Below are 20,014 nucleotides of genomic sequence, written 5' to 3'. Positions count from 1 at the left end.
AATTCGCTTTAGTTAAGATCCGTATGCCTTTTTTAATTCCGCTCCCAAAAATTTGGCCAGCTCGAGCATGCCAAATTGGTTAGCATCCGTTTCTGCATCGGAATTATAATTAGTATTTGTATTGATATCATATGTGTAGATCGTTCCGTCTTGATCTCGGATAAATTCAATTCCGGCAATATCAATACCTGCTGATGCCAGAAATTTCTCATAGTCTGAAATGATCGGTTCATTAAACTCTTTGATAATCTCAAATTGCGGCTTAGTCTCTGCTTGTTCTCCGACCGGACAGAATAAGTCTTCTATTTGGCAAGCATCCGCAGGACACAATTCGAAACCTTTTGACGTATCCACACGGACAGCATATAAAAATTTTCCTCCGACAAATTCACATCTGGTGATAGAAGAATCCGGGGATAGGATATATTCCTGGATAAGTGTAATTCCGTCGACAGGCTCTTCAAAAAGAGGGCCGTATACATATTCCTCGAGAGCTTCTACCGATTGAAATAACTGAACACCAAGCCCTTTACCAGCCCGGTTATGTTTAGTGATAAAAGGCGTTTTTGCTAATTTTTTAGCAGCTTCAATGATATGGTCCCGACCAACAGCTGCGATTGTAGCTGGGGTTTTGATACCGGCCGCTTGAAGGGCCGTATATTGATTAATTTTGCTGACTTCCATACTTAAAGCTTTTGAGCCATTGAATACTTTCCGTTTATGACGTTCGAGCCAGTTGATTACGCCGCTTGCCAATTCTGGGGCGTAACGGTGACCCCTTGTATGAGAAGAAGCGCTCATACGATTGTAAAAAATTCCTTCAGGCGGTGTTTCTGTTAAATTGACTATGCCTTCTGCTAAATGCCAGGTTTTATATGGAAGATTTAATTCCTCCAATCTATTGATTAAATGCCTCGTCCAATCATCATTCTCGTGAATAATATGTATATGGGCCATTATGAAATCACCTTCTGATTTTCGTTAATTTATGAAAATCATACCATCCAACTTGGAATTTGGTCAATTATTGAAATTCAGGAAAAATAATTGTGGCAGTGGAAAAACACTTTGGCAAAGTTTATACTGTTGAGTGAGAAAGAGATAAAAAGGGAGATACCATGCCAAATTTTTCGCCATATCGATATTTTTCAAAAAAAGACTGGGCTAACCTACGATTTAATACACCAATGACTCTAACTCAGTCAGAAATAGAAGAACTGCAAGGTGTTAATGAAAAACTTTCTGTCGAGGAAATTACGACGATTTATTTGCCGTTAACCCGTTTACTAAATTTATACGTTAATTCATCACAAATGCTGCACACTGTCACAGACACTTTCTTCGGAAATACAACAAGAAAAGTGCCGTATGTAATCGGAGTAGCAGGTAGTGTAGCTGTTGGGAAAAGTACAACTGCCCGTATTATTCAGGCTCTACTATCTCGTTGGCCGAATACGCCGCAGGTGGAACTCATTACAACTGATGGCTTTCTATATCCTAATGCTGTGCTTGAGGAAAAAGGGATTATGGATAAAAAAGGATTTCCTGAAAGTTATAATACAAAGGAGCTAATTAAAGTTCTATCCAGAATTAAAGCAGGCCATCCAAAAGTGAAAGCGCCAATTTATTCTCATCTGTATTATGATATTTTGCCAAACCAATATACGGTCATTAAGCAGCCGGATATTGTAATTGTAGAAGGAATCAATGTCCTTCAGACACCTAAACAAGATGCTCACAATTCGAGTGTTTACGTATCTGACTTCTTTGATATTTCTATTTATGTCGATGCCAATGAGAAGGATATTTTTGATTGGTATGTTGAACGTTTTAAAACATTGCGTAAAACCGCATTTGCCAAACCAGAATCTTATTTTCACCGCTATACTAATTTGACGGATGAAGAAGCGGACCATATTGCAACAACGATTTGGAATACCATAAATAAAGTGAACTTAGATTTAAATATTGCTCCGACAAAAAATAGGGCGAATATTATTCTAGAGAAGGATTCTAATCATTCTATTTCCTCGGTGAAATTGAGGAAAATATAGGATAAATTATGCATTATGGGTGGGATGAATAATGGCAACTGAAAAACAAAAAATGATTAATGGAGAACTATATAGACCACAAGACGAGGAACTTGTAAATGATCGTCTTCGAGCAAGAAGGCTTACAAGATTATATAATCAGACGATTGAAACGGATTTTGCAGAAAGAACCGCTTTATTAAAAGAATTGCTGGGTTCCACCGGTAACGAATGCTATATAGAACCGACTATTCGATGTGATTATGGATACAATATTCATGTGGGTGAAAACTTTTACGCTAATTTTGATTGTGTTATTTTAGACATTTGTGAAGTTCGAATTGGTCAAAATTGCATGCTTGCACCAGGTGTGCATATTTATACTGCCACACATCCTCTCAACCCCGATGAACGTAATTCCGGTAAAGAATTCGGGAAACCGGTTACAATAGGGGATAATGTATGGATTGGGGGAAGGGCGGTTATTAATCCAGGGGTGACAATTGGTAATAACGTAGTGGTAGCCTCTGGAGCTGTAGTAACGAAAGATATTCCCGATGATGTAGTGGCAGGTGGTAATCCAGCTCGTATTATTAAACGAATAGTTGATGAATCCGATCCTATGCCATTTGTTTAATATAATAAGTTCTACATACTGAAGAAAGTTATGTCAATCCCGCTTTACTTTTTTAAGCGGGGTAACCCATAACTAGAACGTCAGCTCGACAAAAAAATGCTGTTGACTATCCGAGTAAACTTAACATTATATGGATGCTTTTGATAAAATTTAAATAATAGTTTAAGATAAAGTAACCTTTGTTTTAAATGGAAAAGATTTAAGGTAAAGTACGTATTCAAATTGAGGATGTGAAGAATGAAGAAACAAATACCAAATTTAATGACTTTAGGTAACCTATACTGTGGGTATCTTTCCATTTCTTATATTATCAGCGGTGATGTTCGAAATGCGACTATACTTATTTTCATTGCATTGATGCTTGATGCATTGGATGGGAGGATGGCAAGAATTTTAGGGGTAGCTGATGATATGGGTAAGCAGCTCGATTCATTAGCTGATATCGTATCCTTTGGTGTAGCTCCAGCCTTTTTAGCTTCTTATACATATTTAATTGATTTTGATCAAGTTGGACTAATGATTGCTGGGTTATTCCCTCTTTTTGGATGCTTCCGACTTGCAAGATTTAATATAACGCCTACAGAGGAATCTCTAAAGCATTTTAAAGGAATCCCCATAACATTTGCCGGGGGACTTGTTGCCTTTTTAGTGTTATTGGAAAACTGGATTCATGTCAGCATATTTATCATTATTTTCTTTAGTTTGGCAATCTTAATGGTCAGTACGATTAAAATTCCTAGCTTCAAAAAGGTAAAACTTAACTATTATACGGTCATTATAACTTTATTCCTATTGTACATGTTCTATCTTATTGCAAAATCAGGATTTAAGAGCGTCCCTGAATTTTTCTACGTGGCTATTGCTATTTATATTATCTTTATAATTGCGAGATACATTAAAGGGAAAACACCTAAATTTCGCCTCAAAAAGATGAGAACAATTCGGGTTAGAAAAAAGAAAATTAAGAAGAAAATGAATAAGTAAGGATAATAATTCGAAACTAGGATACGGTTGGATCTTTATCGCAGAGTTCCAGCTATTTCAGCAAGCTGAAAATGGCCGCTAATATTTTATTAAATAGTGGCCTGCTTTCACCCGAAAGTTTAAAAGAACTGTTACCTATTATGTTTTGCACTCCAAATGCAGGATTCTAATTCTGACTTTTGGGGTGTTTATTTATGGGTAAATAATGTGAGGCAAGTGGATGCTTCAAGAGAAAATCTAAACCAAAAATAGCCTATTAAACAATCTATCTATTACAAGATATAGAAAGGTACAGATAGTTTGACAGCAAAAGTGAAGGTAGGTATGTATATGAATTCATTTTTAACATTAGTAAACTATTTGAAGTCATACAAATTAATCGTATTGCTTGGCCCCTTATGTATGATTGTGGAAGTAACCATGGATTTGCTTCAACCAACTATCATGCAACATATAATCGATAAAGGAATAGCTACTAGTGACAACCGATATGTGATAAGTATGAGTGTGCTTATGTTGATATCAGCAATGATCGGGCTAATTGGAGGAATGGGCAGTACAATCTTCAGTACACGGTCGGCAATTCATTTTTCAACTGATCTCCGCAGGGATGTCTTTGAGAAAATTGATCATTTTTCCAGTGGAAACACGGATAAATTCGGAACCGGTAAACTGATCACGATTATGACAAATGATATTACAGCTGTACAACAAGCTGTCATGATGACATTACGAATCTTTGTACGCGGACCTATTATGTTTTTTGGCAGTATTATTATTGTCTTTTTCACAGCAAGAGAGCTATTTCCTATTCTATTGGTAGTGGTGCCTCTACTGACCATTTTGATTGTTTTATTTACGTTAAAGGCTGGGAAACTATTTCAACTAGTCCAGAAGGCAATTGACCGCGTAAATACGAAATTACAGGAAAACCTTGCAGGAATCCGGGTAATCAAAGCGTTTGGCACCCAGGATTATGAGATGAAACAATTTCAAAAAGTAAATAAAGAGTTAACGGCAGTAAATATCCGTGCAGATCAAGTCATTATGGGGTTAATGCCAATTTTGTTGTTTATCGTTAATATGGGGATTGTTGCCGCTATTTGGATGGGCGCTGTCAAGGTTGATAATGGAAGCGTGAATGTGGGTGTCATTGTAGCTTTTATTAATTATTTAACGATTATTATGAACTCTTTAATGACAAGCAGTAATGTTCTCATGCAAATTACACGAGCTTTTCCATCTGCTGGGCGAATTGTAGATGTATTACATACAGAACAAGACATTAAACAATCTGAACAGCCGCTTGTTTCAGTACCGGATAAAGTAAATCTGGAATTCAAAAATGTCAGCTTTAGTTATAGCAAAAATGGAGAGAGGGTCCTTTCTAATGTTTCATTTTATGTACCAAGCGGGCAAACACTTGGAATAATTGGCGCTACAGGTAGTGGTAAGACAACATTAGTTAAATTATTGCCGAGACTTTATGACGTAGATGAAGGAGAAATTCTGATAAATGGAATAGATAGTAGGAAGATTGATATTCTGAAGCTGCGTCAATCCATCGGATTTGTCCCACAGAAAGCATTATTATTTTCCGGTCCAATTAAACATAATTTAAGTCAAGGCAAACCAAAAGCCACAATGGATGACATGACAGAAGCGTTACAAAACGCCGAAGCTCTTCAGTTTGTAAACCAATTGGATTCCAACTATACCTATGAACTAACACAGGGAGCAACTAACCTATCAGGTGGGCAAAGGCAAAGACTGTCGATTGCACGTGCGTTTATTCGAAAGCCATCTATCTTGATATTGGATGATTCAACTTCTGCAGTGGATGCAATATCAGAAAGCAGAATTCGAAAAGTATTAATGAATGAGTATCCTGATACAACAAAAATTATCATTTCTTCTAAGCTTTCGTCTATAAAACATGCAGATCAGATTCTGGTGTTGGAAGATGGAAAAGTAACTGGTCTTGGCAGCCATAATGAGTTGTATCATACGAATGAACTTTATCATGAATTATGTGGTATACAGGGTGTACAGGAGGTGAGCCATTGATGAGCCAGCAAACAAAACATCAAAAAGAATTGAATATGAGACCGGGGCACAGACATTCATTTGGACCTAAAAGCAAAGCGAAACATCAAAAGGAAACCATTCTTAGAATATGGTCTTATCTAAAAAGGCGGAAATTCAGCCTGTTTGCAACAATCATTTGTGTGCTCTTTTCGACTGTACTCAGTTTACTGGGTCCTTATTATATTGGAATCACGATTGATGAGTTTATTCTTGTAAAAGATGTGGATGGCTCTATTCGAATGGCTACACTTTTAGCCATTATCTATATAGCTGGTGCAGTTTTCACATGGTTGCAGCAAAACTTGATGATTCATATTTCATTAAAAACGATTCGGACCATTCGCCAGGAATTATTCTCTACATTGCATACATTAAGTCTACGCTTCTTTGATAAACGGTCATCGGGGGATCTAATGAGCCGTGTAACAAATGATATTGACAACTTAAATAGTGCTTTAAGTCAAAGCGTCGTCCAGATCTTCTCTTCGTTATTGACCATTATTGGTGTCTCAATCGCTATGTTTTCTTTAAACTGGTTGCTGGCAATTGTTTCATTTCTCGTGATCCCGCTTATGATCCTGACGTCTAAAAAAATTATTCAAGTAAGCAGTCGTAATTATACGAAAAGGCAGAACGATTTAGGGAATCTCAATGGGTATGTAGAAGAAGCGATAAGCGGTAAAGAAGTTATTACTCTTTTTAGTCAAGAAAAGGAAACGATCAAAGATTTTAAAAAGATCAATGAAGAATTGCGTGAATCCGCCATACTTGCTGATACATATGGCGGGTTTCTAGGACCGGTCAATAACTTTATCAATAACTTGGGGCTTAGTTTGATTATTGGAACCGGGGCCATATTATCGGTTAATGGACTGACAACAGTAGGTGTGATTGCTGCTTTTGTCACGTATTCTAGATTGTTTTTCAGGCCGATTAATCAGTTATCCAATCTAATGAACACGATTCAGTCCGCTATTGCAGGCGCAGAACGTGTATTTGAGATTATGGATGAAATACCAGATTTAAAGAATAAGGATGGAGCTTCTCCAGCCACATCCTTCAAAGGAAACATCCAATTTAAAGATGTACGATTTGGATATGAGAAGGAGAAGGAAATTATTAAGGGGATATCCTTGCAAGCAAAAAGTGGACAAACAATAGCGCTAGTAGGTCCAACCGGTTCAGGAAAAACGACTATTATTAATCTTTTATCCAGATTTTATGACCGATTGAGCGGTGAAATACGAATTGATGGGAGATTAATAGAAGATTATCTAATAGAGGATTTAAGAAAAAGGATAGGGATTGTCCTTCAGGAAACGTATTTGTTTTCTGGAACTATTATGGAGAATATTCGATATGGGAAGCTGGATGCTACGGACGAAGAGGTCATTCGAGCTTCCAAAGTTGCAGCTGCTCATCAGTTTATTAAACATTTACCAAATCAATATCATACAGTCATTACTTCGGGGGGAATCAATTTAAGTCAGGGGCAAAGGCAGCTAATCTCGATTGCGAGAGCCGTTTTAGCAGATTCAGATATTTTAATATTAGATGAAGCCACTTCAAGTATTGATACGCGGACAGAAATAGCTATCCAAAATGGGCTGAAGAATTTAACAAAAGGCCGTACAACCTTTGTGATTGCCCATCGATTAAAAACCATAGAGAATGCTGATTGTATATATGTGATAAACGAAGGATTAATTGTCGAATATGGAAATCATCAAGAGCTGATTCGAAATAAAGGTTTTTATTACGGATTATATCAGAGCCAATTCACAATTTAAATGGATTTATCATAAATCATTAAAAAGGAGAGCAATGGATTTTAGTTCTGTTGCTCTCCTTTTATATAGCTATTTTCTTTTTCGTCTTATTCTCAGATTCATCAGTATATAAATGGCAATCAGCACAGCTGTACTTCCAATAAGAATGGAGTACATAGTCAAAAGCTCCACTTTATCTCCAAAGAAGTATAAATTACAATCAACAGTATCTTTGAATACCTCCACGACTTCAGCAGGGAAGCCCTGAGATTCCATCTCCCGAAACACACTATCGAGGGAATGGTTGCGTAAAAGTGATGTGCCATATGTACCCGGTAAAAAGGAAATGACCTTTTGAAGGCCGTCGCTGAATTGAGAAATAGGCATATATGCTCCACAGATAAAGCCGTAGCCTGCACTAATGATGGTTCCAACTGCAGACATCTGTCCTTGAGTAGACAGAAAGAAATTGATAATAGAAGAAAGGGCAGTACCAAATATCACAAGCAGAAAGATATCCAGAAAAATCAATAGAATATCTGATACCGATAAATACCATCCTACTCTGGATAGATAGATGAAGCAGGCACACGCAGCAACCATAGATATTAAGAGTGTAGTTAGTGCGGTGGAAATATAGTAACCTAACGCTAATTTAGATGGTTTTACCGGTGTAATGGTTAAATCATTCCTTGCACCTGTCACTTTATCCTGCACCATCAACATATTCGAACAGAAGGCCACGGTAACGCAGGATACAGCTAAAAGAGAAGAAAAAAGCTGACCGCCCACCAGTCCATTTAGCAATTCTTCAGATATTTTAAATCCTTTAGGGACTGCCGCTAGGAAACTGTCATGGTAGACATTGGCAAGGAAGGTCATATAAAGCACTAACAGAATTAGTGGTGTGATAAGTGAGGTGAAGAACATCCCTTTATCCTTGAAAAATATCTTGCTATTACGTTTGACAAGAGCGTTCAAGGCACGCATTATTCTGCACCCCCAAGTAATGTTTTGCCTGTTACGGCAAGGAAAACATCGTCCATCTTACCTTTGGTTATCTCATAATCAATGAAGATTTCAGGATGTTTAAGAATGAGTTCGGTTGCCAGCGCTGTATTGGGTACGTTGACGCGGAAAGCATTATTTATAGACTCATAGGGTTGTCCCAGACCTTTGATTTGCTGCTCGTTCACACCGTAGAAGGTAATATAATCTTCAGTATATGTATTTTTAAGCTGATGTGGTGTTCCCTCGGCAGTTATCTTCCCATTATCGAGAATAATGACGTAATCGGCATCTGCAGCTTCTTCCATATAATGTGTAGTAAGAAAAATTGTCATATTCTGTTCTTTTCGCAGTTTTGTCATTACATTCCAAAGAATCTTTCTCGTCTGTGGGTCAAGGCCAGTGGTTGGCTCGTCAAGGACGAGAATTTTAGGTTCATGCAGTAGAGCACGAGCAATGTCAATTCGTCGCCGCTGTCCGCCGGAGAGTTTGCCGACGCTACGTTTTAGGAGATCGCTAAATTCCAGAAGGTTGGCCAATTCAGAAAGTCGAGTTTTAAAGGAATGGCCGGTAATACCGTATAGTGCCGCTCGGCTTTCAAGGTTTTCCTTGACGGATAGGTCCTTATCCAATACGGAATTTTGGAAAACCACACCTAAATCTCGTTTGATTTTATCAACATTTTGGTCCAGGTCAGCCCCATCAATCATGACTATGCCTGCGTCTTTTTCAAGCTGTCCACACATAATGGAAATGGTCGTGCTTTTGCCAGCACCATTTAGCCCTAAAAAGGCGAACAATTCGCCTTTCTTTACATGAAAGCTCAAATCCTGTACGGCTTTAATCTTGCCGAAGTGTTTACTCAAATGATTTATTTCGATTATATTGTTCATCTTTTCTCTGTCCTCCTTCATTGAATTTTTATCCGAGTTCCTTAGGATGACATAACAGTATAATTTGTCTGTAACCACTATGGTTATCCGAAACGAATGAGATGGAGTAGGTCTATGTAACCTTTAAATCGTAAGCCCTATTAATTAGATAACGATTAGGTTACAAAGATTATTTTTCTCAATTGTATCATTATTCGGAATTATTTTGTCTGGTAGAAGGTGGTAATATAGACGGTTGGCGTCAGTTTAATAGATGAATGGAAAAGTAGTAAGGTCGTCCTTAAAAAGGGTATGTCAGGCATACAGAAGGATTTAAATAGTAGACCTTGTCAGAGAATTGGTTTCCAATAGGATTAACTTAAGCCAGACTATAATTATTGAGTAGCCAAGGAAAAAGCTTGTAAATATATCTTTAAAAAATAATTGTTTTTAATGCTCCTTTTTACCTCCTAGATTTATATATAAGAAGTGAAAAGGAGGTGAGAACATGGAAAATCAATATTTAGAGTTAACAAAACTGCAAATTGAATTTGTCGTTGGAACAAATGCGAAAGGAGAAGACATTATCCAGAAAAGAACACTATCCAATATCAATAATAGTGTGGATGGTGTTTCGCTAAAAAAATGTGCAGATGCGATTATATCACTTCAAAAGCATAATGTTGTAGGAGTTAAACGTTTGGATACTTGGGAAATCTAGTAATCTGCAACAGAAAAATTTAATAGAAAGGGGGATTTACAAATGGAAAATGTACTTGAACTTTATTTTCTAACAGAAGAAGGTAAAACAGCTAAACTATCCATCGATAATCCAATTATGCCGGTTGATCAAGAAGCGGTTAAACAGGCTATGGATAGTATTATTGAATCGAAAGTATTTTTAACAAAAACAGGTTTTTACATTAGCAAAAAAGAAGCACAGTTGGTTGAAACAGCAAAAACCGAATATTCATTTGTGTAATAGACTTGGGGCTAATCCAAATAATCTGGATTAGCCTTTTTAAAAAAATAGAGTAGGAGGTCTGTTTTCGTGGAGGATTTAATTTTGTTAATTAAAGATGTGGGTTTTCCGGTCGTGGTAACCATTTATCTTTTATATCGAATTGAAGGGAAACTCGAAATGCTGAACAATTCTATTCAATCATTGCCCTTAATGCTCAGTGAGCTGATAAAAAAATGACCTTTAGGCTTGTCATTGTTGGATGACAAGCCTTATTAATTGGTATGCAATTCATAAAGAATGCATAATTTACATTAATACTCTTTTTTGAAAAGGTTGGTACATATGGCGAATAACCCATTTGATAATAATCCATCAAGTAACAAATTTTTAACACCGATAGGGTTTCAAAGAGAATTAATCAATATGCAATCCTTCATACAGGCGGTCTCTTCGCCTTTTTATAATGGTCCAATTGGACCTGTGAAAATAGAAGGGCCTTTGGGCCCAACTGGACCCACTGGAGATACAGGAATCCAAGGACCTATTGGTCCGACTGGACCCACTGGAGATACAGGAATCCAAGGACCCATTGGTCCGACTGGAACTACCGGAGGGACAGGTATACAAGGAACCATCGGCCCAACGGGGCCAACTGGAGCAACAGGTATACAGGGAATCATCGGCCCAACGGGGCCAACTGGAGCAACAGGCATACAAGGAATCGTCTCGGCCCAACAGGAGCGACAGGGGCTACTGGAACAGCGGGTTCTGCATTAGGTTACGGATCTTTATATCGCCCCAGCGGAACCATTACCATAACACCTGGTACAATAGTAGATTTTAACCAAACTGGTCCCAGTTTATTAATGACTACAAATGTAGCTAATGATACGATCACAGTAGCAGTTACTGGTGTTTATTTAATCACTTATAGTTTGAGTGCCAATCTGGCATTAGGGACATTGATTTCAAATGAATTGGCTTCCATCTCGATTTTTGTTAATGGGACCGAGGAGAATCAAAGTATCGCAACCAGTGGGATGGCGGGAACACTGACGATCGGTTTAACCATACGATTTAACCTATCAAAAACGATACAAAGAACCCTTTCCGCTAATGATGTCATCACTTTGCGGATTCTCAGCGCAAGCGTTGTAAGTGCAAATGATACCTACGAATTCCCGGCTTTATCTGTTGTGCGAATTGGATAAATAGACAACTAAAAAGATAGTAAATGGGGAATGCAGGCGAAGGTAGTATCTTGTATTCCTTCTACCTATTTTTTAGTTATTTACCTAATCGACTTCATTTTCCACCAATTCCTGATCCGACATTTCCTTATTGGTTTTCAGCCCCTCAAATACTCCACTCTATCACCAATGATCTATTCTCTCTCTATTTTTTATCAACCATCTCTGGCGACTCTCTTTTTTTGTATAAACAACAATCTTAAATAAACTTCTTTACACTAGTTAATTTTCTTTGATTTCTGTCAAGTACGTAGATTTCCGCTTACCAGTATATGGTTTAAAAAGGATGGAGGAGTGGTAATTTATAAGACATGAAAAGGGATAATCACCTGAGAGATACATAGGAAATAACTATCTAATTAAGAGATGAGGTAAAAGGGATGACTGATCAAAATAATCAAAACGATAAGAATAAGCAATTAGACGATTTTAGAGTCGATAATAGCAATAAAAAATTGACGACCAATCATGGTGTGCGTGTTTCCGAAGATGAACATTCTTTAAAGGCTGGTGATCGTGGACCGACTTTGATGGAAGATTTTCATTTTCGGGAAAAAATGACGCACTTTGACCATGAAAGAATACCAGAAAGAATCGTTCATGCACGAGGCTTTGGCGTACATGGTTATTTCCAGGTGTATGAACCGATGACAAAGCTGACTAAAGCTAGCTTTCTACAGGATCCAACGAAAAAAACACCTGTATTTGTCCGTTTTTCTACTGTAGCAGGCTCCAAAGGTTCTGCTGACACCGTCCGCGATGCCCGTGGGTTTGCAACAAAGTTTTATACAGAAGAAGGTAACTTTGATCTTGTTGGAAATAATATTCCTGTATTTTTCATTCAGGATGCGATTAAGTTCCCGGATTTAGTTCATTCCTTTAAACCTGAGCCACATAACGAGATGCCACAGGCAGCAACAGCCCATGATACGTTTTATGATTTTATTGTAAACAATCCTGAGTCCGCTCATATGGTCATGTGGACAAACTCAGACAGAGGGATTCCTCGAAGTTATCGTATGATGGAAGGATTTGGTGTGCATACATTTAGACTTGTGAATGAACAAGGTGAGGCACATTTTGTTAAATTCCATTGGAAACCAGTGCTTGGGGTACATTCTCTTGTATGGGATGAAGCTCAAAAAATTGCAGGGAAAGATCCTGATTTTCATCGCCGTGATTTATACGAAGCGATTGAAATGGGGAATTACCCTGAATATGAATTTGGTATTCAGGTAATTAAGGAAGAAGATGAATTTAAGTTTGATTTCGATATACTGGATCCTACAAAAATTTGGCCAGAAGAGCTGGTTCCAGTCCAAAAAATAGGGAAAATGACGCTGAATAAAAATGTAGATAATGTGTTTGCTGAGACAGAACAGGCAGCCTTTCATATTGGTCATGTGGTTCCTGGAATTGATTTTACCAATGATCCATTATTACAGGGACGTTTATTCTCTTATACAGATACACAACTACTCAGGTTGGGTGGTCCGAATTTTCAGCAAATACCAATCAACCGCCCAATTTCACCTGTACACAATCACCAGCGTGACGGATTCCATCAGATGCGCATCGATCAAGGTCAGGTAAGTTACCATAAAAATGGATTGGCTAATAACTCTCCATCGCCTGCCTCACCTGAAGATGGCGGATTTAAACATTATCAGGAAAAAGTAGATGGATATAAGGTTCAAAAGAGAAGTGATAGTTTTAATGATCACTATAGTCAGGCTAAATTATTTTGGAACAGCATGTCTTCGGTAGAAAAACAACATATTGTAGAGGCATTCCGGTTTGAACTTGGTAAATGCCTAAATAAGGATATTCAACAGCAGGTTGTCAATATGTATGCAAATGTTGATCATGATCTGGCTGAACAAATTGCCGTAGGATTAGGTCTTGAAGTACCCGCAGAGATTGAAGAATCAAAAGTGACGGATTCTTCAGCAGCAATCAGTCAACTGAATACAGTCAAAGGTGTTGCGACAAGGAAAATTGCTGTACTTGTTCATAATGGTTTTGATGGAATGGATTTAAAACAGGCATTGGTGGCATTTGATGAAGCCGGTTTAACAGTAGAAATTGTCTCTGAAAATCAAGGTAAAATAAAAAGTGCCAATGGAGCTGAGCTAAAGGTGGATCAAACATTCTTGACAACAGATTCAGTACTCTATGATGCTATTTATCTTGCGTCAGGTCAACAAAGCGTAGATGCGCTTAAAAAATTAAATAAAGTGAATGAATTTATCATGGATACTTTTAATCACTATAAAGCAATTGGTGCTCCGAAAGAAGCAGCAGATTTAGTTGCTCCATTTATCCGCACATCCAATGGAGCTGCAGGCATTATCACGTCTTCTTCAGATGATTTAATAGAGACATCTGTAGATCAATTTATTGAAGCCATTGGTAGCCATCGCCACTGGGACAGAATCCAATAAGAATACGCTGGAATACGCTGGTTATATAAACACTAAAAGCCTCTAATCCTTATGGATTTAGAGGCTTTTAGTCTATTAAGAAATGTGGATGGGGTCTTGCTTTTTTGTCTTGTGAGCAAATCTTTTCTCCCATGGGCGACTAAGCCAGCGTTTGACAGCAAAGATTGCACGAAACCACTCGTCTATCCCCTGAGCAATCCAGATTCCGAGTAAACCAAGACCAAATGTAATGCCAAAGAGATAACCGAAGCCGACAGTGAATGTCCACATCGATAATATACCGATAACAACTGGGAAACGAACATCACCCGCTGATTTCAATGAACTCATTAAAACTATATTAACGGCTCTGCCAGGTTCAACCAATACGATGCCCCATAGAACAGGTAAAGAAATCGCTAAGATGGCTACATCTGAGGTGAATAACTCGAGTAAGGTATTCCCTGTGAGCGCGAAAGTCAGTGAAACAGCAGTGGAGGCAAATACGGCAATTTTCACTGTTTTTATTCCTCTCTTTAAGGCCTCATCAAATAAACCGCCCCCTATGTATCTTGCTACTAAAAGCTGTGTTCCTTCACCAATCGCCACACTGAATAAATAACAGAGCATCGTTATGTTCGTTAAATAGACACGCGCAACTAATGAAGCATCTCCAAGGGTAGCAACGATAGCAGTTACGACTAGCTGGGAAAAATGATAGGATAAATTTTCTCCTGCAGATGGTATGCCTATATGGAACAAATTTTTCATATCTTCAGTGTTTATATGAAATAAGTCAGTAACCTGAAACCGTAAAGCCAGCTCTTTAATGACAATTAAAAAGAGAGCTAATACGGCAAAACAACGCGCAATAATCATTGTCCATGAAACTCCAGTTACACCGGTTATCGGGAAATTAAATATCCCGTATATACTAATGACATATCCAATTGTACTGATGATATTCATGAGAAGTGAAACATACATTGGTTCCTTTGTTCTACCGTGGCTTCTGAGAATAGCGCTTAAAACAAGTGATATAGATTCAAGAAATAAGGAAAAACCAACAATCCTTAAGAAAAGCAGAGCATATTCAAAAACTTCTCCACTGATATCAAAAAGACCTAACAGGCTCTTACCGAAAATAACCACCAAAAGAGATACAAGAATGCCAAACCAAAAATTAATGCCAAAAGCAGACCGTGATATTTGCCTTGCTTGATCGAAACGTTGTGCTCCAATCCTCTGACCGATTAAAATCATGGCCCCAATTGAAGAAACGTTAAAAACTAATATAAAAATATTCATTAATTGGTTGGCAACACCAACACCGGCAGCAGCAAGGTCAGAATAGTTTCCCAACATTAATGTAGCCAGTAACCCCATCGCGATATGTAAAGAAAGTTCAATAAATAGTGGCCATGAGATGGAAAAAAGAGATTGATTCTGTATTTTATCTGTATTTATCAATACATCCTGACTCCTCTTTGTTAAAAATTAACACCTAATAAATCATTCTATAAAATTTTCCTTTATATGTATATCATTAATGTAAAAATATATTTTATAAGCTACTTAAATATGATTTTATCTATAATATGGAAATTATTCTTATTGTCCGAGTATAATAAACAGAAAACAAAGGGTGAATCTGTGATGAATATAAAAGGAATCAATCATTTGTTATTTTCTGTCTCTGAACTTGAACGTTCTGTTGCATTTTATAAAGAAGTATTTAGAGCTAAATTACTAGTAAAAGGAAGAACAACAGCTTACTTTGATTTAGGTGGACTATGGATTGCTTTGAATGAGGAACGGAATATATTACGGGATGATATTAAACATTCTTATACGCACATAGCATTTACTGTAAAGGAAGAAGATTTTAATGAATCTGTTAACCATTTAAAACGGTTAGAAGTAAATATTCTCCCAGGTAGAATAAGGGAGAAAAAAGATAAACGTTCAGTCTATTTTACGGATCCGGATGGTCATAAATTTGAATTTCATACCGGGAATCTCCAGGATCGTTTATCTTATTATAAAGATGAGAATGCTCATATGGAGTTTTATTAGTAGGAAATAAGCCATAGAGATGAAAGTGAAGGTATTTATTTGAACTGGGAGGTGACGTTTCTGAAAGCGATATCATTAGGTATATTGGCGTCTTTTTTCTTTGCAGTTACCTTTATTTTAAATAGGTCCATGGAACTTGCAGGAGGAAGTTGGCTTTGGAGTGCTTCCTTACGTTATTTTTACATGATTCCATTTTTACTAATCATTGTTCTGTTTCGGAAGAATTTACGGCATTTGTTTGTCATTATGCGAGAAAACCTAAAAGCATGGTTTATTTGGAGCTTTGTTGGATTTGGTATGTTTTATTTGCCTTTATGTTTTGCGGCCGCCTATTCATCAGGTTGGTTAATAGCAGGTACTTGGCAATTTACAATAGTGGCGGGGACTTTATTAAGCCCTTTATTTTTTGAATCGACCAATGGGGTCTCTTTAAAACAAGGCGTCATACCTAAGAAGCAATTATTTTTCTCCTGTATGATCTTACTGGGCATACTATTAATACAGGATGAGAATCTCAAATATTTAACATGGAAAGATTTCTTATTGGGATTCATACCGATCATAATGGCGGCATTTGCTTATCCATTAGGGAATCGTAAGATGATGGAAATAACAAGAGGTCGATTAGATGCCTATCAACGAGTACTCGGAATGACTTTTGCCAGCTTGCCCATTTGGATTGTCATCGCCATACTGGCCATGTTTACGACCGGACCTCCTAACTCTGTGCAAACTATCCAAACATTTATCGTTGCCATCTCATCAGGAGTGATTGCTACAGTCTTGTTTTTTAAATCAACAGATTTGGTTAATGGGGATATGCAAAAGCTGGCAGCAGTAGAGGCAACCCAATCGATGGAAATACTGTTTGCATTGGCTGGAGAAATGATTTTCTTATCAATTGTATCCCCATCTGTTCCAGCTTGGATTGGAATAGTAATCGTTATGATTGGTATGGCTTTACATAGCTTTAGCTCAGTTGAGAAGAAAGAGAAAGTTACTGTCGAAAAAAAGAATATAAAAATCTAAAAGTAAATTTAGTATTCTTTTAAACGTGTCTTTTCTGTTTGAATTAACACTTTTTCTTCTTTATTCACTTAAAAAGACTTTCTTTTGAATGATTTAACAAAAATTTCAGACAACTTTCTTGCCTCGCAATGAGTAAGCATTGTATTATGGGAAAGGTAGTTTAACACTCATTTCTATCTATCGATCAAACTATACTTCTGACAACAATTATATTGTCTCCTCGGTACAACACAAAAATCTATCGTTCACTCCGCATCTAATTTTCTCACGAATTTCACATATAAGGATCCGTCGTTGAATGACCAATTGGAAAGATAGTTTTACGAGTTCTATGAATGATCATATTGGAAGGAGTATTGTGATAGTATGAACTATGCAATTTTTAAAGACTATGAGGAAATGTCAACGTCAGCTGCAGAAATCATCACGCAGGAAGTCAAAGAAAATCCGCATCTTTTTATAGGACTCCCAGCTGAAAACAGTCTTAAACGTGTATTGGAGATATTGGCAGATCGATACCGGCTTGGGTTGGTTGATTTTTCAAAATGCCGTTTTGCCGTTATGTATGAATGGATGGGAAGGAGTTCTTATGAAGAAGGCAGCTGCAACCAATTTATATATAATGAGTTTTTTTCAAAAGTCAATGTGAAATCTACTCAAGTAGTCCTTTTTAATGGGAAATCTAAGAAACCCTGTAAGGAATGTAGGAGAATTGATAATGATATCATCAATTATGGCGGTTTGGACCTAGTCCTGCTGGGAATTGGAGTTGATTCTCAAATAGAGTTTAATGCGCCCAGTAGTTCTTTTTCTTGTTATTCGCATGTTCGTCGTATAGGAAGTAAGGACTCTTATCAGCAATCTGCTGCAGAAAAGCTTCCTGCAGCTTATTTAGTAGGATATAAACATATCTTGGGAGCTCGAGAAGTCATTGTGTTAGCAAATGGCTTGCACAATGCCCAATTAATTAGGAAAACATTAAAAGAGAATATCCACTTACATACTCAGAAGAAAGCTTTACACCGTAAAACAACTTTTTTATTAGATCAGGAAGCGGGAAGTTTATTACAAGTCTAAATACGAATCGCCGAAAATCTTTTTAACAAAAAAACGAAAATCAGTGCAAATGTAACTATATTATTATCCAATTAATTGTTAATATATGGGTAACAACTGGTGCCGGCTTCAAATTTATCCTGATGGAGGAGATAAGATGAAGAGAGTAGTGCGAATTATACCTTATCATATTGATGAACAACTTGATGCGGTAAATGAGGTGCCAAAGGGGATTGAAATGATTGAAGCCCCTGAAATTTGGAATGTAACAATGGGTGAAGGTGTGACTGTTGCCATATTGGATACTGGGTGTGACTTGAACCATCCTGATTTGGCGAAACAAATTAGTGGAGGTCGTAATTTTACGACTGATGATGACAGCGATCCAAACAAGTTTCAGGATTATAATGGACACGGTACACATGTGGCGGGAACAATTGCAGCTATACAAAATGATAGTGGCGTTGTAGGAGTTGCTCCAGCTGCCAAACTGCTTATTTTGAAAGTGCTTGATAAAGACGGTTCCGGACAATATGAATGGATTATTAATGGAATTCTTTATGCAATCGAGCAAAAGGTAGATGTCATTTCTATGTCGCTTGGAGGATCGGAAGATGTACCGGAATTGCATGAAGCCATTCAAAATGCTGTTAAGAATAATATTTTAGTTGTTTGTGCCGCCGGCAATGAGGGAGATGGAAATCATCAAACAGATGAGTTTGGATATCCAGGTGCATATAATGAAGTCATAAGTGTTGGGGCAATCGATCTCGATCATCGTTCCTCTGAATTCTCCAATTCTAATAAAGAAATCGACTTAGTTGCCCCTGGTGAAAAAATTCTTTCTACCTACTTAGATGGTAAATATGCAAGCTTAAGTGGTACCTCTATGGCTACACCTCATGTGGCGGGCGCGTTAGCTCTCATTAAAGTCATGACCAATGCCAGCTTTGAACGTAAATTAAGTGAGCCAGAGTTATATGCGCAATTAATAAAAAGGACCATCCCGCTTGGGAACTCTGCGAAATTAGAGGGGAATGGGCTATTATATTTAACAGCTCCGGATTATTTAACTGAATTAGTTAATAAAGTGTCATTAAATGATGTTATAAATATGTAGATTTGATATACCTTGTTTCTGTAAGGGAGTTCCTTGTAATCAATCCATGTTTGAATGATGGCATGGTTAGTTAATTCGGAATTCATTTACGGACGGAATCAAAGATAAGTAACAAATAGATGAATAAAAGAATGATAATCTAGCTAAAAAGGACTGTGACACTGAATAACCATGCAGCGTCACAGTCCTTTTTGTTATGTATTTGTGTACGGTCAGTTATTTCGAATCTTTTCAATAATGACGATGATTTGCCTGATGTGCGTGAATGGTACGCCATCCTCGGTGAGTCAATGCACCGATAAAGGAAATAAATAGCAGAGCGCCAACCCAAATTTCTAATTTATCAGGAAGGAGGCTAAAAAGCGAAAAAGTATAGTTTCCCGCATCCAGGAAAAAGGAAAGGATTAACACAAAGATACCAATTAATATAATCTCTTTCACTAAATGAATTAGTTTAATTTGATCTTGGTCCCAGCGGATAAGAAAAATAGCAATCGCTAATCCACCAAATAAATTCCACTCCATACTATCCACTCCTTTTAAATAGTTTCCTTCCAGTCGAATATAAATTCTAAAAGGAAAAATCGTATCTAGCTTTAATGATTACGGAGAAATCGTAAGATTTATTTTTATATCCAATAAATGGATGTTTTGTGTTTATTATAATGGTAGACAAACTGCAAAGGCAATTAATATTTATAAGCA

Annotated in this window: 20 protein-coding genes; 15 read left to right on the top strand and 5 right to left on the bottom strand. The window is 37.3% G+C overall.

Annotated elements, in window-relative coordinates:
* Positions 1-12: 12 nt before the first annotated feature.
* Positions 13-957, bottom strand: coding sequence for an ATP-grasp domain-containing protein (locus AC58NB_RS02570; RefSeq protein ID WP_497425251.1), 945 nt, complete (start codon positions 955-957; stop codon positions 13-15).
* Positions 958-1,118: 161 nt separating this feature from the next.
* On the opposite strand from AC58NB_RS02570, the gene coaA reads away from it, so the two are divergent.
* The 5 genes from coaA to AC58NB_RS02545 all read left to right on the top strand — a co-directional run bounded on the left by coaA (position 1,119) and on the right by AC58NB_RS02545 (position 7,532).
* Entirely contained in the window at positions 1,119-2,054 is a 936-nt protein-coding gene (gene coaA, locus AC58NB_RS02565) for a type I pantothenate kinase (protein WP_497425250.1), read from the top strand.
* Between the two features lie 31 nt (positions 2,055-2,085).
* Positions 2,086-2,670, top strand: coding sequence for a maltose O-acetyltransferase (gene maa, locus AC58NB_RS02560; RefSeq protein WP_497425249.1), 585 nt, complete (start codon positions 2,086-2,088; stop codon positions 2,668-2,670).
* Between the two features lie 237 nt (positions 2,671-2,907).
* Positions 2,908-3,654, top strand: a complete 747-nt coding sequence (gene pssA / locus AC58NB_RS02555) for a CDP-diacylglycerol--serine O-phosphatidyltransferase (RefSeq protein WP_497425248.1) — start codon at positions 2,908-2,910, stop codon at positions 3,652-3,654.
* A gap of 330 nt (positions 3,655-3,984) precedes the next feature.
* Complete coding sequence (locus AC58NB_RS02550; protein WP_497425247.1) at positions 3,985-5,721, top strand: ABC transporter ATP-binding protein; 1,737 nt, start codon at positions 3,985-3,987, stop codon at positions 5,719-5,721.
* 35 nt (positions 5,722-5,756) lie between these two features.
* Positions 5,757-7,532, top strand: coding sequence for an ABC transporter ATP-binding protein (locus tag AC58NB_RS02545; protein WP_497425541.1), 1,776 nt, complete (start codon positions 5,757-5,759; stop codon positions 7,530-7,532).
* Between the two features lie 69 nt (positions 7,533-7,601).
* On the opposite strand, the gene AC58NB_RS02540 is transcribed toward AC58NB_RS02545, so the two are convergent.
* Together AC58NB_RS02540 and AC58NB_RS02535 are read right to left on the bottom strand one after the other, a co-directional pair.
* Complete coding sequence (locus AC58NB_RS02540; RefSeq protein ID WP_497425246.1) at positions 7,602-8,501, bottom strand: ABC transporter permease; 900 nt, start codon at positions 8,499-8,501, stop codon at positions 7,602-7,604.
* A complete protein-coding gene (locus AC58NB_RS02535) occupies positions 8,501-9,412 on the bottom strand; it encodes an ABC transporter ATP-binding protein (protein ID WP_497425245.1) in 912 nt (303 codons plus the stop codon). Before AC58NB_RS02535 ends, AC58NB_RS02540 begins: the two co-directional genes overlap by 1 nt.
* 487 nt (positions 9,413-9,899) lie before the next feature.
* Between AC58NB_RS02535 and AC58NB_RS02530 the strand changes: the two genes are divergently transcribed.
* From AC58NB_RS02530 to AC58NB_RS02505, 6 genes are all read left to right on the top strand, one after another.
* Positions 9,900-10,112 carry a DUF1659 domain-containing protein gene (locus AC58NB_RS02530; protein ID WP_497425244.1) on the top strand — a complete coding sequence of 71 codons (213 nt, stop codon included), beginning with the start codon at positions 9,900-9,902 and terminating at the stop codon, positions 10,110-10,112.
* Between the two features lie 42 nt (positions 10,113-10,154).
* The gene (locus tag AC58NB_RS02525; protein WP_497425243.1) at positions 10,155-10,373 is read left to right on the top strand and encodes a DUF2922 domain-containing protein; all 219 of its coding nucleotides are present in this window, start codon (positions 10,155-10,157) and stop codon (positions 10,371-10,373) included.
* A gap of 69 nt (positions 10,374-10,442) precedes the next feature.
* Complete coding sequence (locus AC58NB_RS02520) at positions 10,443-10,592, top strand: YvrJ family protein (protein WP_497425242.1); 150 nt, start codon at positions 10,443-10,445, stop codon at positions 10,590-10,592.
* An 87-nt stretch (positions 10,593-10,679) separates the two neighbouring features.
* The gene (locus AC58NB_RS02515) at positions 10,680-11,132 is read left to right on the top strand and encodes a hypothetical protein (protein ID WP_497425241.1); all 453 of its coding nucleotides are present in this window, start codon (positions 10,680-10,682) and stop codon (positions 11,130-11,132) included.
* 89 nt (positions 11,133-11,221) lie between these two features.
* Positions 11,222-11,566, top strand: coding sequence for a hypothetical protein (locus AC58NB_RS02510; RefSeq protein WP_497425240.1), 345 nt, complete (start codon positions 11,222-11,224; stop codon positions 11,564-11,566).
* Positions 11,567-11,985: 419 nt separating this feature from the next.
* Entirely contained in the window at positions 11,986-14,049 is a 2,064-nt protein-coding gene (locus AC58NB_RS02505; protein ID WP_497425239.1) for a catalase, read from the top strand.
* A gap of 75 nt (positions 14,050-14,124) precedes the next feature.
* Here AC58NB_RS02505 and AC58NB_RS02500 read toward each other — a convergent pair whose 3' ends face one another.
* A complete protein-coding gene (locus AC58NB_RS02500) occupies positions 14,125-15,498 on the bottom strand; it encodes an MATE family efflux transporter (protein WP_497425238.1) in 1,374 nt (457 codons plus the stop codon).
* Positions 15,499-15,684: 186 nt separating this feature from the next.
* Between AC58NB_RS02500 and fosB the strand changes: the two genes are divergently transcribed.
* The 4 genes from fosB to AC58NB_RS02480 all read left to right on the top strand — a co-directional run bounded on the left by fosB (position 15,685) and on the right by AC58NB_RS02480 (position 19,309).
* The gene (gene fosB, locus AC58NB_RS02495) at positions 15,685-16,104 is read left to right on the top strand and encodes a metallothiol transferase FosB (protein WP_497425237.1); all 420 of its coding nucleotides are present in this window, start codon (positions 15,685-15,687) and stop codon (positions 16,102-16,104) included.
* A 60-nt stretch (positions 16,105-16,164) separates the two neighbouring features.
* On the top strand, positions 16,165-17,133 hold the full coding sequence (locus AC58NB_RS02490; protein ID WP_497425540.1) for a DMT family transporter: 969 nt from the start codon (positions 16,165-16,167) through the stop codon (positions 17,131-17,133).
* A gap of 366 nt (positions 17,134-17,499) precedes the next feature.
* Positions 17,500-18,210 carry a sugar phosphate isomerase family gene (locus tag AC58NB_RS02485; protein WP_497425236.1) on the top strand — a complete coding sequence of 237 codons (711 nt, stop codon included), beginning with the start codon at positions 17,500-17,502 and terminating at the stop codon, positions 18,208-18,210.
* A gap of 136 nt (positions 18,211-18,346) precedes the next feature.
* Complete coding sequence (locus AC58NB_RS02480) at positions 18,347-19,309, top strand: S8 family peptidase (protein ID WP_497425235.1); 963 nt, start codon at positions 18,347-18,349, stop codon at positions 19,307-19,309.
* Between the two features lie 231 nt (positions 19,310-19,540).
* Here AC58NB_RS02480 and AC58NB_RS02475 read toward each other — a convergent pair whose 3' ends face one another.
* Complete coding sequence (locus AC58NB_RS02475) at positions 19,541-19,834, bottom strand: hypothetical protein (RefSeq protein WP_497425234.1); 294 nt, start codon at positions 19,832-19,834, stop codon at positions 19,541-19,543.
* Positions 19,835-20,014: the final 180 nt, after the last annotated feature.

This window comes from Pradoshia sp. TA40_28 (assembly GCF_059694525.1).
This window is presented reverse-complemented; position numbering and strand designations above follow the sequence as displayed.

Bases quoted from the DNA above. Each gene is read 5' to 3' on its own strand.
- AC58NB_RS02570 (WP_497425251.1), bottom strand. From the start codon at position 957: ATGGCCCATATACATATTATTCACGAGAATGATGATTGGACGAGGCAT.
- AC58NB_RS02510 (WP_497425240.1), top strand. From the start codon at position 11,222: ATGACTACAAATGTAGCTAATGATACGATCACAGTAGCAGTTACTGGT.
- AC58NB_RS02485 (WP_497425236.1), top strand. From the start codon at position 17,500: ATGAACTATGCAATTTTTAAAGACTATGAGGAAATGTCAACGTCAGCT.
- AC58NB_RS02535 (WP_497425245.1), bottom strand. From the start codon at position 9,412: ATGAACAATATAATCGAAATAAATCATTTGAGTAAACACTTCGGCAAG.
- AC58NB_RS02530 (WP_497425244.1), top strand. From the start codon at position 9,900: ATGGAAAATCAATATTTAGAGTTAACAAAACTGCAAATTGAATTTGTC.
- maa (WP_497425249.1), top strand. From the start codon at position 2,086: ATGGCAACTGAAAAACAAAAAATGATTAATGGAGAACTATATAGACCA.
- AC58NB_RS02540 (WP_497425246.1), bottom strand. From the start codon at position 8,501: ATGCGTGCCTTGAACGCTCTTGTCAAACGTAATAGCAAGATATTTTTC.
- fosB (WP_497425237.1), top strand. From the start codon at position 15,685: ATGAATATAAAAGGAATCAATCATTTGTTATTTTCTGTCTCTGAACTT.
- AC58NB_RS02480 (WP_497425235.1), top strand. From the start codon at position 18,347: ATGAAGAGAGTAGTGCGAATTATACCTTATCATATTGATGAACAACTT.
- AC58NB_RS02475 (WP_497425234.1), bottom strand. From the start codon at position 19,834: ATGGAGTGGAATTTATTTGGTGGATTAGCGATTGCTATTTTTCTTATC.
- pssA (WP_497425248.1), top strand. From the start codon at position 2,908: ATGAAGAAACAAATACCAAATTTAATGACTTTAGGTAACCTATACTGT.
- AC58NB_RS02550 (WP_497425247.1), top strand. From the start codon at position 3,985: ATGAATTCATTTTTAACATTAGTAAACTATTTGAAGTCATACAAATTA.
- coaA (WP_497425250.1), top strand. From the start codon at position 1,119: ATGCCAAATTTTTCGCCATATCGATATTTTTCAAAAAAAGACTGGGCT.
- AC58NB_RS02525 (WP_497425243.1), top strand. From the start codon at position 10,155: ATGGAAAATGTACTTGAACTTTATTTTCTAACAGAAGAAGGTAAAACA.
- AC58NB_RS02545 (WP_497425541.1), top strand. From the start codon at position 5,757: ATGAGACCGGGGCACAGACATTCATTTGGACCTAAAAGCAAAGCGAAA.
- AC58NB_RS02505 (WP_497425239.1), top strand. From the start codon at position 11,986: ATGACTGATCAAAATAATCAAAACGATAAGAATAAGCAATTAGACGAT.